The sequence below is a fragment of the Streptomyces sp. NPDC046308 genome (genome assembly GCF_055588065.1).
In genome coordinates this window covers 605576-617751 of record NZ_JBVJFB010000001.1, presented here as the reverse complement: position 1 = coordinate 617751, position 12176 = coordinate 605576, and the positions used below count along the sequence as shown (strand labels likewise).

Genomic DNA, 12176 nt, shown 5'->3' with positions numbered 1-12176 from the left:
AGGTCCCCCCCCCCCCCCCCCCCCCCCCCCCCCCCCCCCCCCCCCCCCCCCCCCCCCCTACCCCCCCCCCCCCCCCCCCCCCCCCCCCCCCCCCCCCGGTTCGCTGCGCGGCGTCCGTCAGCGGGTGAGGTGGACGAAGTGCCGGCCCGCGGTCTGCCAGGTGTCGTACGGGATCCAGTGCGCGGCCTTCGCCTCGGCGCACAGGGCACGGGTGCCGAGCCGAGCCCACCGGAAGGCCGCCCCGCGGCCGCCGTTGCCGTCCTCGACGTACACCTCGACGCGTTCGTCCACGTCGGCCGCGGCCACCTCCACCAGCAGGGAGCCGCCGGGTGCGGTCAGTTCGGCGGCGCGGCGCAACAGGGCGGCGGGGTCGCCGCCGATCCCGATGTTGCCGTCGATGAGCAGGACCGTGCCCCAACCGCCCGGTCGGGGAAGCGGGTCGAACACCGACCGGCACAGTGCGCTGCCACCCGCCCGAACGGTCCGGGCCACCGCCTCGGGTGTGACGTCCACACCGAGTGCCGTGTGCCCGAGCGCGGCGAGGGCGGCCACCAGACGTCCCGGGCCGCAGCCGATGTCGAGGACGGGCCCGGTACATCGGGCCAGGACGGTGTCGTCGGCCGCGTCGGGCCCGGCGCACCACCGCTCGACCTCGAGCGGCAGCAGCCAGCCGTCGTGACGACGGAGATAGAGCGGGCCCTGGCCGGCGCGCAGCGCGTCGGCGTATGGATCGGCCTGCCAGGCACGGGCCGCCGGTTCGGTGAGCTGGGCCGTCATCGGGTCACCGCGCACAGGCCGGCATGGACCGCGGCGAACCGGGTCCGCGGTGCGGCCGCCGCGACCCGCCGCGCGTCGGCGGGCGTGTCCACGTCGCAGAGCTCGGGCAGGTCGCGTACGGCCAGCCCGGCATCGGTCAGTCGCCGCCGCTGCACCTCACCGGTGTGCGCCGCGGACATGGGGACGCCGTGCAGCAGGGCCGGATCGGGGGCGGCCAGGCCCAGCGCCCAGAACCCACCGTCGTCGGCGGGCCCGAACCAGGCGTCCGCCTCGGTGAAGTCGAGCCCGAGCGCGAGCAGGCCGGGGGTGACCTGCGGGGTGTCCATGCCGATCAGCAGGGCCGGTCCTCCGGCCAGGGCGAACGCGGCGGCCAGCCTGGCGTCGAGGCCGCCCCCACCCTGCGGGACGACCTCGATGCCGTCCGGGATCCAGGGCCCCGGCCGGCCGTCGAGGACCAGCACCCGGCGCCCGGCCGGCGTGGCCAGGACCGCCGCGAGGGTGTCCCGGAGCGAGGCGAGCGCCAGGTCGGCTGCCTGCTGCGGGGTGAACGCCGGGGTCAGACGGGTCTTCACGCGGCCCGCGACGGGTGCCTTGGCAATGACGAGCAGGGTGCTCATGCGGAGATCCCCTCGGCCGGTGCGGGTCGCCTGTCCGGTGGCTCGGCGAGTACCCGGCGCATGTCCCGTACGGCGTGCCAGGTGCCCCGCCAGGTCCCGGTGACCTTGGACCTTCCCGAGCGGGGCAGGTACGGGACGTCCGTCTCGGCCACCCGCCAGCCCGCGTCGGCGGCCCGCACGACCATCTGGAGCGGGTAGCCGCTGCGCCGGTCGGTCAGCCCCAGGCCGAGCAGCGCCTCGCGGCGCGCCACCCGCATCGGGCCGAGGTCGTGCAGCCGCAGACCGGTGCGGCGGCGCAGCATGCGGGCCAGGGCGATGTTCCCGGCCCGCGCGTGGGCGGGCCAGGCTCCGCGTCCCTGCGGTCGGCGCCGGCCGAGCAGCAGGTCCGCCTCCCCGGCGGCGACCCGCCCGGCCATGCCCACGAGCAGCGCGGGGTCCATGGAGGCGTCGCAGTCGCAGAAGCAGACCAGATCGGCCCGGGCGGCGAGCAGCCCGGCATGGCAGGCGGCACCGAATCCGCGCCGGGCCTCGTGCACCACGGTGGCGCCGAGACCGCGGGCGATGTCCGCCGAGCCGTCGGTGGAGCCGTTGTCGACGACGATGGCCCGCCACCCGGCGGGCACCCGCGCCAGCACCCAGGGCAGGGCCTCCGCCTCGTCGAGGCACGGCAGTACGAGGTCCGCGCGGGGCGGACGGCAAGCAGAAGAAGTCACCCTCCACACCGTAGGAACCGGACGGCGAAGAACGACGCCCGAAGACCTTACGAAACGCGGACACCGCGTCGCGTGACGGCAGACCCGGGTCCGCACGGGGCGGCCACGATGTCACTCTTGGGGCATGGCATCCAGTATCGAAACCGACCGCGGCCGCGCCTGCGGCGACGTCACGGGCCGCGTCCTGGTCGTCGACGACGACCCGACCGTCTCGGAGGTCGTCGCCGGCTATCTGGAGCGGGCCGGGTTCACCGTGCACCGCGCGGCCGACGGCCCGGCCGCGCTGGAGGCCGCCGCCCGGCACCGGCCCGACCTCGTCGTCCTGGACCTGATGCTGCCCGGCATGGACGGCCTGGAGGTCTGCCGTCGGCTGCGCGCGAACGGGAACGGGACGCGCTCCGTGGCCGTGGTCATGCTCACCGCGCGCGGCGACGAGGACGACCGGATCCTGGGCCTCGAGGTCGGCGCGGACGACTACGTGACGAAGCCGTTCAGCCCGCGCGAGCTCGTCCTGCGCGTGCGGTCGGTCCTGCGCAGGGTGTCCTCGGCCGTCGCGGCCGACGAACCCCGGCTCGCGGCGGCCGGCCTGACCGTGGACCCCGCGGCCCGCCGGGCGACGCGGGACGGAGCGGAACTGGCGCTCACCCTCCGGGAGTTCGACCTCCTCGCCTTCTTCCTGCGGCACCCCGGGCAGGTCTGCGACCGGGAGCGGCTGATGCGCGAGGTGTGGGGCTGGGACTTCGGCGACCTGTCCACCGTGACCGTTCACGTCCGCAGGCTCCGGAGCAAGATCGAGAAGGATCCGGCGGATCCGCAACTGATCCGGACGGTGTGGGGCGCCGGATACCGTTTCGAGGCGGGACCGTACCCGTCCGGACGCGCCCAGTCCGTAGCCGGGGTCCGGACGGCGGAGGACGGCCGTGCGTGACCTGCTGCTGATCGCCCTGTACGCCTTCCTCGGCGCGGCGGCCGCAGGACTGCTCGGCGCCGTCGCCCTGCGGATGCTGCGCAGGCGCAGCGTCGCCGTGTCCCTCGCGGTCGTCGCGGCGGTCGCCGTGTCCGCGATGCTCGCCGGGACGCTCGCGGTGGCCTGGGCGATGTTCCTGTCCTCCCACGACCTCACCGTGGTGACCACGGTCGTCGCGATGGCCGCCGCCGTGTCACTGGGCACGGCCCTGCTGCTGGGCCGGCAGGTCGTGCTGCGCTGCCGAGAACTCCTCGGAGCAGCACGCGACTTCGGCGAGGCGGGCACCTTCTCGGCTCCCGCCGTGCCCGCCCCCGCCGAACTCGCGGCGCTGAGCCGCGAACTGGCCCTCACCAGCGAACGCCTCGCCGCCTCGCGGGAACGCGAGCGGGCCCTGGAGACGTCACGGCGCGAGCTCGTGGCCTGGATCTCGCACGACCTGCGGACGCCGCTGGCCGGGCTCCGCGCGATGTCGGAGGCGCTCGAGGACGGCGTGGTGGCCGACCCGGCCCGCTACCACCAGCAGATGCGCGCCGAGGTGGAGCGCCTCAACTCCATGGTCACCGACCTGTTCGAGCTGTCCCGCATCCACGCGGGAGCCCTCTGCCTCAGCCCCAGCCGCATGTCCCTCTACGACCTGGTCGGCGACGCGCTCGCCGGCGCGGACGCCCTCGCCCGGGAACACGGCGTACGGCTGGCCGGCGGCAGCGTCGCACCGCTTCCCGTGGAGGTCGACGGAAAGGAGATGACGCGGGTCCTGTCCAACCTGCTGGTCAACGCCATCCGCCACACCCCGGCCGACGGGACGGTGGCGATCGCCGCGGAACGCCGCGCGGGCGCGGTCGTCCTGTCCGTCACCGACGCCTGCGGCGGGATCCCCGAGGACGACCTCCCGCGTGTCTTCGACACGGGCTGGCGGGGGTCACAGGCGCGTACGCCTCCCTCGGGCGCGGGTCTGGGGCTGGCGATCGTCCGGGGCATCGTCGAGGCCCACTCCGGCCACGCCGACGTCCACAACGTGCCCGGTGGATGCCGCTTCGAACTGACCCTCCCGGCCCCCGCGTAGGCCGAACCGCAGTCAGGCGGCGCGGGATCAGCCGACGTTGCCCGCCGACGCGCGCTGCCCGGCCCGGGCGAACTCGGCCATCCCCTCGACGAAGCCCACCTCCGGACGCCAGCCCAGGTCCTCACGCAGCCGGGTGGAGTCGGCGGTGATGTGTCGTACGTCGCCGAGGCGGAACTCCCCGGTCACCACCGGGGCCGGTCCGCCGTGTGCGGCGGCCAGCTCGGTGGCCATCTCCCCGACGGTGTGCGGTTCCCCGCTGCCGGTGTTGTACGCGGTCAGCGTGCCGGCCGGCCTGCCGCCGACCGCGGCCAGCGCCACCGCGTTGGCCGCGGCCACGTCCGCGACGTGCACGAAGTCCCGGCGCTGCGCGCCGTCTTCGAAGACGCGCGGCGCCTCGCCCCGGGCGAGCGAGGACCGGAAGAAGGACGCCACACCGGCGTACGGGGTGTCGCGCGGCATCCCCGGCCCGTACACGTTGTGGTAGCGCAACGAGACCGCCCGGCCCTCCGTGCACCGCGCCCACGCCGCCGCCAGGTGCTCCTGCGTGAGCTTCGTGGTGGCGTACACGTTGCGCGGATCGGTCGGTGCGTCCTCACCGACCAGGCCCGGCGCGAGCTCGGCCCCGCACCCTGGACAGCGCGGCTCGAACCGGCCGGCCGCCAGGTCCGCCGCCAGCCTGGGGCCGGGGCGCACCACCCCGTGGCGCGGGCACACGTAGCGGCCCTCCCCGTAGACCACCATCGATCCCGCGAGGACGAGCGCCCGGACCCCGGCGGCCGCCATCTGCGCCAGCAGCACGGCCGTCCCGAGGTCGTTGCAGCCGACGTACTCGGGGGCGTCCGCGAAGTCCCTGCCGAGTCCGACCATGGCCGCCTGATGACACACGGCGTCGACCCCGCGCAGCGCGGCCCGTACCGCGTCGGCGTCCCGTACGTCGGCCCGGACGAACTCCGCGTCGGGCAGCGGCGGCGTACCGGGGTGGGCGGCGGGCAGCAGGGCGTCGAGGACCACGGGGTCGTGCCCGCGGTCCCTGAGGGCGGTGACGATGTGGGAGCCGATGAACCCGGCTCCTCCGGTGACGAGTACACGCATACCCGTGACGCTACGCAGCGGGGGAGCCCCGAGGGGCCTCCCACGCGTGCACGTAAGACTTCCGTCATACGGGGGCCGGGGCCCGAACGCACGCCGCCCCCGCGTCCGCCCGCGCGCGTCGGCGCGGCTTCCCCGTACCCCGTCTCGCGCAGCGGTCTAGCATGAAGAGCGAGGCTTCATCTCCAGGCCCGGGCCACAGCGGCAGGGAGGCCGGTATGGCGTTCGACACGGCTGGTTTCGACCAGGTCGACGGCGGCCGCTACGTCCCGATCTCCGAGCACGGCCTGATCGGCGATCTCCGTACGACCGCCCTGGTCGGTACGAACGGCACCATCGACTGGTACTGCTGCCCGCGCTTCGACGCGCCCAGCGTCTTCGGGTCCATCCTCGACGCCGACAAGGGCGGGTCCTTCGAGCTGGCCGCCGAGGTCCCGAGCCGCACCAGACAGTTCTACTTCCCCGACACGAACGTGCTGATCACACGGTTCTTCGCCGCGGACGGCGTGGCGGAGATCCAGGACTTCATGCCCGTGGCCGACGACTCGCGCGAGGCGGCCCGGCACCGGCTGATCCGGCGGGTGATCTGCGTCCGCGGAACCCTCCCGTTCAGGGCCCGGATCGCCCCCCGCTTCGGCTACGGCGCCGAAGCGCACACCACGCACCTCGAAGGCCACACGGCGGTGTTCCGCTCCCCGTCACTGACGCTCGCGCTGACCTCCACCACCCCCCTGGAGAGCGACGGCCAGGACGTGTGGTCGCAGTTCAAACTGCTGGAGGGCGAGTCCCACGTGTTCGCCCTCGACCAGATCGGCGACGGCCTCCCGCCCCGGTCCTGCCCGCGCGCCGAGGCCCAGGAGCAGGCCGAGGCGACCGTCCGGTTCTGGCGCCACTGGCTCGCCGGTTCCCGCTACCACGGGCGGTGGCGGGAGATGGTGAACCGCTCCGCGCTGCTGCTGAAGCTGCTCACGTACGCGCCGACCGGTGCGATCGTCGCCGCACCCACCACCAGCCTCCCCGAGCAGATCGGCGGCGGGCGCAACTGGGACTACCGCTACGTGTGGGTCCGCGACGCCGCCTTCTGCGTCTACGCGATGCTGCGCCTCGGGTTCACCTCGGAGGCCGAGGCGTTCATGGGGTTCATCTCCGAGCGGGGCATCCTGCGGGGCATGGGGGAGACCGGTCCGTTGCAGATCATGTACGGCATCGACGGGCGCACCGACCTCCCCGAATACGAGCTCCCGCACCTGGAGGGCTACCTCGGCTCCGCACCGGTCCGGGTGGGCAACGCCGCCACCGGCCAGCTCCAGCTGGACATCTACGGTGCGCTGATCGACTCGATCTACCTCTACGACAAGTGGGGGCAGCCGATCAGCAGTGACCGCTGGGACGAGGTCGGAGCCGTGGTGGACTGGCTGTGCGAGCACTGGGACCAGCCCGACGAGGGGGTGTGGGAGACGAGGGCGGGACGCCGGAACTTCGTGTACTCGCGGCTGATGTGCTGGGTGGCACTGGAGCGGGCGATGCGGACGGCGAACCGCCGCGGTCTGCCGGCGGACCTGCCCCGCTGGCGGGAGTCCCGGGACGCGATCTACCGGCAGATCATGCGGCGCGGCTGGTCGGCCGAGCGCGGGGCGTTCGTCCAGGGACTGGACGACCACGTGCTGGACGCCTCGCTGCTGATGATGCCGATGGCGAAGTTCATCTCGCCCACCGACCCCAAGTGGCTCTCCACCCTGGACGCGCTCTCCACGGACCTGGTCTCCGACTCGCTGGTGTACCGCTACGATCCGACCGCCAGTCCGGACGGCCTGCACGGCCCCGAGGGCACCTTCTCGATCTGCTCCTTCTGGTACGTGGAGGCGCTGGCCCGCGCGGGCCGGCTGGAGGAGGCCCGGCTCGCCTTCGAGAAGATGCTCACCTACGGCAACCACGTCGGCCTGTTCGCGGAGGAGATCGGCCCGACCGGAGAACAGCTGGGCAACTTCCCCCAGGCCTTCACCCACCTCTCGCTGATCAGCGCCGCCTTCAACCTCGACCGCGCGCTGGGCTGACGCGGCGGTTCTCCACGCTCGGCGTATGCTGCCGGGCGTCAGCTACTTGGCGTCGATCTCGGCGATCAGACCGAAGGCGGTTGATCCGTGGGGGACTGGGGGATCGGGCTGGCCGGGCTGGCCGCAGGGCTGCTGATCGCCGTCGTCACCGCGCCCGTCGGCGTCTCGGGAGCCGTCTTCCTGCTGCCCGTGCAGCTGAGCGTGTTCGCGGTACCGAGCCCGGCGCTCACGCCGACCAACCTGCTCTACAACGTCGTCGCCGGCCCGGGCGCGCTCCTGCGCCACCACCGCACCGGCGCGCTCCACGGTCCGCTGGTCCGGCAGTTGGTGTTCGGGACCCTGCCGGGGGTCGTCATCGGCGCGGTCATCCGCGTGTTCGCCATCCCGGGTCCGGCCGTCTTCAAGGCGCTGGTGGCCGTGTTCCTCCTGCCGCTGGGCGTGTGGCTGATCGCCCGGACGCTCCTGCCGCCCACGGGCCCGGACCCGGGCCGGGAACCGAGACCGCCCGGTGGCGGGCCGCCGGCGCGTACGGTCACCGGCCTGGCCCTGGCCGTGGGGGTGGTCGGAGGGATCTACGGCATCGGCGGCGGCTCGCTCCTCGGCCCGGTCCTCGTCGGGCGCGGCATGCCGGTCGCCAGGGTCGCCCCGGCGGCCCTGGCCTCCACCTTCGCCACCTCCGTCGTCGGAGCGGCCACGTACGCGCTGCTCTCGCTCGCCGACTCGGGCGAGATCGCTCCCCACTGGTTCCTCGGGCTGGCCTGCGGTCTGGGCGGACTGATCGGCGGTTACCTCGGCGCCCGCCTGCAGCCCCGCCTTCCCGAAAGGGCGCTGCGGTTGCTGCTCGGCACGCTGGCCGCGGCTGTCGGCGGACTCTACGCGGTCGAGACGTTCAGCTGGTCGTGGTGATGGTGGCGGTCACGCGATGGGCGGGCGCGTGAGGAGCCGGCTCATGGGGCGCCACCAGGGACCGGAGAACGGCTGCGCGCGTGCGCGGGAGTCGGCTACTTTTCCGGGGTGGAGCACCAGGACGAGACCAGGGCGGCCTATGACGGGGTCGTCGAGCTGTACGCGTCGTTGTTCGCCGATCGGCTGGAGACCCAGCCGTTCGCGCGGGCCATGATCGGCACCTTCGCGGAGCTGGTGCGCGGGACGGGGAACCTGCGGGCGGCCGACGTCGGGTGCGGACCCGGACATCTGACGGCCCTGCTGCACGAGTGGGGCCTGGACGCCTTCGGGCTGGACCTCTCCCCGGGCATGGTCGACCACGCCCGGCGGGCCCATCCCGCACTGCGGTTCGACGAGGCGCGGATGGAGGCCCTGCCGGTGGACGACGGCGCGCTGGGCGGCGTACTGGCCCACTACTCGATGATCCACACCCCGCCCGGGGAGCTGCCCGCGCTCCTCGCCGAGCAGGTACGCGTCCTGGCTCCCGGGGGCCTGCTCCTGGTCTCGTTCTTCGGGACCGACGGGCCGGACCCGGTCCGCTTCGACCACAAGGTGACGCCCGCCTACAGCTGGCCGGCGGACCGGTTCGCCGACCTGCTGGCCGGCGCCGGGCTCGTCCCGTTCGCCCGGCTGATCCACGACCCCGCCTCCGAACGCGGCTTCCTCGACGCCCACTTGCTGGCCCGCCGCCCCCAGGTCGTCTCTTCCGGATCTTGAAAGAGACGACCTGGCGCTCTGACCGGGCCGGCGGGAACCGGGTGCTGGCGATCGCCCAAGTGGGCGGGAGGCCGTGCCCTGCGGCACGTTCAGGTCTCCGCGTCGGGCGTCAGTTCACCACCCTCACGGAGTCGCAGCCCAGGAACGTGTACACCTGGCCGCCCGCGGCTCGGTATTTGCCCTTCAGGCAGGCCCGGGTGGAGGCGAGGGTCAGTCCCGATTCACTGGGCTTGAAGTGCATGACGTTGTCGGTGTCGCCGTCGCGGGTGCGCTCGTCCAGCTCGTAGGAGTCACCGGGGTGGCCCCTGCCGTGGACCTCCCGGGCGCCGGCGGGGGTGGCGGTGTTGAACAGCCGCTCCCGCAGGCCCCAGTACGTCTGGGACACGTCGATCGCCGTCGCGTTGAAGGCCAGCGGCAGGCCGTACTCGCCGACCCGGGTGGTCAGCGCGGCCAGGGTGGCGTCGGTGTGAGGTTGACGGAGTTCGGGAAGCCGCCCGGCCGGACGTTGATCGCGATCGGCACCACGCAGTCGATCCGGAACGAGGTGGAGGCGGTGTTGTTGCTCGGGTCCGGGTCGACGTCCTCCGCGTTCTTCAGCGCCAGGCGGGAGTCCAGGCGTACCTGCTTCAGGCCCGGTGAGGTGCACGCGAGCCGCACCGCGTACGTGGCCTTCTGCGGAGTGCCCACGCGCAGCGCCGTCTGCTGTGCAGTCTGCGTCGCGGGTGTGACGGTGACGCCGGCGTCCGCGGCGGCCGTGGTGGTCAACAAGGTGTCGATCGGGCTGGACGGGCCGGCGTTGGCGACGGTGACGTCCAGCGAGGCGGTGGCGGGCTCGCCGATGAGCACCTCCAGCGGGCTGGTGGCCCGGGCATCGGTGATCCGTACGTCCGCCTTCGCGATCACCCTGGTGCCGGAGGTAGTGGTGTTGTCGGCCGGGCGCGCGTCCGGGCCGGCGAGGTTGGCCACGGTGGAGGTGGCCGTGATCGTCTTCGGGCCGCCGTTGCGGTAGACCAGGTCGGCCGGGACCTGAGCGCTGATCCTGTATTCCCGGTGGGTTCCCTGCGGCACCTCGCTGAGGTTGCAGGTGACCGTCCGGCCGGAGACCAGGCAGGGGCCGGTGGTGGTGGGGTCGGTGACGTCGGCCGGCAGCTCGGTGGTGATCTGGGTGGACGTGGAGGAGTTCGGGCCGTTGTTGGTGACGCCGACCGTCCAGGTCAGGCGCTCGCCGGCGGCGACCGGGTCCGGTGCGTCGGTGATTGCCAGGGTGAGGTCGGTGGTGTTGCGGAGTCCGCGGATCCGAGCCGCCTCCTCCGCGGTCGGCAGGGGCGGGTCCTCGGTCGCCGCCGCCGCTCCGCCGGTGAGGCGGTTCGGCATGAATTCCTTGACCCGGGCCCAGTCGTTGTGGCCCGTGAGCAACTCGTCAGTGGTCACGTTGGCGCAGTCCGGCCGGCCTGTAACCGCGTCGATGTTGACGATCTGCTTCGCGTCGCCGTCGTCGCCGAAGCCCGGCCAGTTGTCGCCGTTCCAGTCCGGGTTCCGGTTCAGGGGAACGGTGCGCACGGCACCCGCACCGTCCAGGAAGACGAACTGGTTCACCCCGTCCTGCGGGTCGAGCACGATGCTCTCGTGGAGGTCGTCCTCCTTGAGATCGGGCAGCACCTCCCGGGACCGGCCCGGCAGGTTGTCGCCGGGCGACCGGCCGAACAGGGTGATCCGGGCCGGGGAGAAGTCGACGACGTGCCCACCGCCCACGCGCGGGATGCCCTCGGTCATGGAGTAGTTCATCACGCTCACGTAGTTCGGCTTGCAGTTGGGCCTCGCGTCCGTGCCCGCGTGGTCGAGCCCGAGGTTGTGGCCGAGCTCGTGCATGAGGCCCCCGGCGTCGGCGCGGTAGAGGATCACGTCCGTCCCGCCAATCGAGCCCAGGCCGCCCGCGGCGCACCCGGCGCTTCGAGTGGTGTAGAGGACGTAGTTGAACACCTTCCGACGCTGCAGCTGCATGTTGCGCGCCTTCGTGTTGTAGTACTCCGTGTCGAAGTCCCTGTCGTCGCAGTTGTTCAGCGGGAACGCGATCGGGTTGCCGCCCCCCAGGTCGTCGCCGACGACACAGTCCGGGTCCCGGGCGTCCGGCCTGCCGTCGCCGTCGTCGTCGATGCCGTTGCTGCAGGTGGCCACCTTGGGGTCCTCGACGCCGAGTTCGCGGTCCCTGCAGTCCGGATCGGCGCCGTCCGCACCATTGAGGCCATCGTTGTCCAGTCCGTCGGTGCAGGTGCCTTCGGGCGGGCCCTCCATGGCCTGCGTGTCGTGCAGGCCGCCGGAGTCGACGTGCAGCGTGATGCCGTCCGCGCCGTCGGGGTTGGACAGTGGGGCCGCCGCGAAGGCGTGCTCGACGACCTGGATCGCCTCGTGGGACGGCTGTGATCCCGCCGAGTAGTCGAGTTCGACGAAGACGTCCTTGTGCAGCGGGTTTGCCTGTAGGGACGGCAGGTCGACGGCCATCGAACCGTCGGGGTTGCGCACGCCGAAGCGCTCGTAGCGGTCGGCGATGCCGTCCTGGTCGGCGTCGCTGTGCTTGCTGGTGGTGATGGTCACGCCGACGGCGGCGCGCTTGCCGTCACCGGCGTTGGGGAAGTTCGGGTCGCCGTCGCCGATGGCGCACACCTGGCCCTGCGGGTTCCCCTGGCGGTCGGTGCACGGCGGGTTGGGTGGCGGGGTGAACCCGTACGCGAGCGAGTCGCCGGTCCAGGTGTCGTTGAGGGCGTTGTACGTGAGGTTGAGGTCGATGTCCTGGTTCTGCGGGCTGATGTCCATCCGGTCGTCCGCGGCGTTCGCTCCGCCGTCCGCGTCTTTGATCTGGATGCCGACGGGGAAGGTGGTCTGGTTGCCGGAGAGTGTGACCTGCTGTGTGAAGACCCACGGGTTCGGGATGGTGCTGGCGTGGAAGGCGTCGTCGGAGACGATCCGGCCGGTCTGGAGCGCGTTGTCCCCGATCTTCACCTCCGGGTAGAACTCGCCTTCCTCGTCGATGCCGTCGTCCGGGACCTCGAAGCGCTCGAACCAGTCCAGGCTGACGGTGACAGTCATGGCCAGCGGCGGTGGGTCGGCGGCCGCGGCCGGCGCCGGCAGCCCGGGCATCAGCCACAGACCGGGCAGGAGCAGGGCGGTCGCCGCGGCAACCGCGACCAGGCGCCGTCCGAGACAACGCCGGAGTGACGGCGGAGCGGCCGCTGGAGC

11 protein-coding genes are annotated in these 12176 nt (G+C 73.1%); 5 read left to right on the top strand and 6 right to left on the bottom strand.

Features of this window, described 5'->3' with window-relative positions; genetic code table 11:
- Positions 1–117: 117 nt before the first annotated feature.
- Genes ACZ6JT_RS02850 through ACZ6JT_RS02840 form a run of 3 tightly spaced genes read right to left on the bottom strand, consistent with a single transcriptional unit; the run spans position 118 to position 2107 of the window.
- Entirely contained in the window at positions 118–777 is a 660-nt protein-coding gene (locus ACZ6JT_RS02850; RefSeq protein ID WP_469206490.1) for a class I SAM-dependent methyltransferase, read from the bottom strand.
- Positions 774–1394, bottom strand: a complete 621-nt coding sequence (locus ACZ6JT_RS02845; protein ID WP_469206488.1) for a TIGR04282 family arsenosugar biosynthesis glycosyltransferase — start codon at positions 1392–1394, stop codon at positions 774–776. The genes ACZ6JT_RS02850 and ACZ6JT_RS02845 overlap by 4 nt, the downstream gene beginning before the upstream one ends.
- Positions 1391–2107 (bottom strand): glycosyltransferase family 2 protein, encoded by a 717-nt coding sequence (locus ACZ6JT_RS02840; RefSeq protein ID WP_469206486.1) that lies wholly within the window; start codon positions 2105–2107, stop codon positions 1391–1393. Before ACZ6JT_RS02840 ends, ACZ6JT_RS02845 begins: the two co-directional genes overlap by 4 nt.
- A gap of 124 nt (positions 2108–2231) precedes the next feature.
- On the opposite strand from ACZ6JT_RS02840, the gene ACZ6JT_RS02835 reads away from it, so the two are divergent.
- Together ACZ6JT_RS02835 and ACZ6JT_RS02830 are read left to right on the top strand one after the other, a co-directional pair.
- The gene (locus tag ACZ6JT_RS02835) at positions 2232–3035 is read left to right on the top strand and encodes a response regulator transcription factor (protein WP_469206484.1); all 804 of its coding nucleotides are present in this window, start codon (positions 2232–2234) and stop codon (positions 3033–3035) included.
- Positions 3028–4137, top strand: coding sequence for a sensor histidine kinase (locus ACZ6JT_RS02830; RefSeq protein WP_469206482.1), 1110 nt, complete (start codon positions 3028–3030; stop codon positions 4135–4137). The genes ACZ6JT_RS02835 and ACZ6JT_RS02830 overlap by 8 nt, the downstream gene beginning before the upstream one ends.
- Before the next feature lie 27 nt (positions 4138–4164).
- Here ACZ6JT_RS02830 and ACZ6JT_RS02825 read toward each other — a convergent pair whose 3' ends face one another.
- Complete coding sequence (locus ACZ6JT_RS02825) at positions 4165–5229, bottom strand: NAD-dependent epimerase/dehydratase family protein (protein WP_469206480.1); 1065 nt, start codon at positions 5227–5229, stop codon at positions 4165–4167.
- Between the two features lie 215 nt (positions 5230–5444).
- Between ACZ6JT_RS02825 and ACZ6JT_RS02820 the strand changes: the two genes are divergently transcribed.
- From ACZ6JT_RS02820 to ACZ6JT_RS02810, 3 genes are all read left to right on the top strand, one after another.
- Positions 5445–7280, top strand: coding sequence for a glycoside hydrolase family 15 protein (locus ACZ6JT_RS02820; RefSeq protein WP_469206478.1), 1836 nt, complete (start codon positions 5445–5447; stop codon positions 7278–7280).
- Between the two features lie 87 nt (positions 7281–7367).
- Positions 7368–8186, top strand: a complete 819-nt coding sequence (locus ACZ6JT_RS02815) for a TSUP family transporter (RefSeq protein WP_469206476.1) — start codon at positions 7368–7370, stop codon at positions 8184–8186.
- 108 nt (positions 8187–8294) lie between these two features.
- Positions 8295–8942, top strand: a complete 648-nt coding sequence (locus ACZ6JT_RS02810; protein ID WP_469206474.1) for a class I SAM-dependent methyltransferase — start codon at positions 8295–8297, stop codon at positions 8940–8942.
- A 109-nt stretch (positions 8943–9051) separates the two neighbouring features.
- On the opposite strand, the gene ACZ6JT_RS02805 is transcribed toward ACZ6JT_RS02810, so the two are convergent.
- Positions 9052–9327, bottom strand: a complete 276-nt coding sequence (locus ACZ6JT_RS02805) for a hypothetical protein (protein ID WP_469206472.1) — start codon at positions 9325–9327, stop codon at positions 9052–9054.
- A gap of 56 nt (positions 9328–9383) precedes the next feature.
- Positions 9384–12026 carry a hypothetical protein gene (locus ACZ6JT_RS02800; RefSeq protein ID WP_469206470.1) on the bottom strand — a complete coding sequence of 881 codons (2643 nt, stop codon included), beginning with the start codon at positions 12024–12026 and terminating at the stop codon, positions 9384–9386.
- Positions 12027–12176 lie beyond the last annotated feature (150 nt).

Bases quoted from the DNA above. Each gene is read 5' to 3' on its own strand.
- ACZ6JT_RS02825 (WP_469206480.1), bottom strand. From the start codon at position 5,229: ATGCGTGTACTCGTCACCGGAGGAGCCGGGTTCATCGGCTCCCACATC.
- ACZ6JT_RS02835 (WP_469206484.1), top strand. From the start codon at position 2,232: ATGGCATCCAGTATCGAAACCGACCGCGGCCGCGCCTGCGGCGACGTC.
- ACZ6JT_RS02820 (WP_469206478.1), top strand. From the start codon at position 5,445: ATGGCGTTCGACACGGCTGGTTTCGACCAGGTCGACGGCGGCCGCTAC.
- ACZ6JT_RS02845 (WP_469206488.1), bottom strand. From the start codon at position 1,394: ATGAGCACCCTGCTCGTCATTGCCAAGGCACCCGTCGCGGGCCGCGTG.
- ACZ6JT_RS02850 (WP_469206490.1), bottom strand. From the start codon at position 777: ATGACGGCCCAGCTCACCGAACCGGCGGCCCGTGCCTGGCAGGCCGAT.
- ACZ6JT_RS02800 (WP_469206470.1), bottom strand. From the start codon at position 12,026: ATGACTGTCACCGTCAGCCTGGACTGGTTCGAGCGCTTCGAGGTCCCG.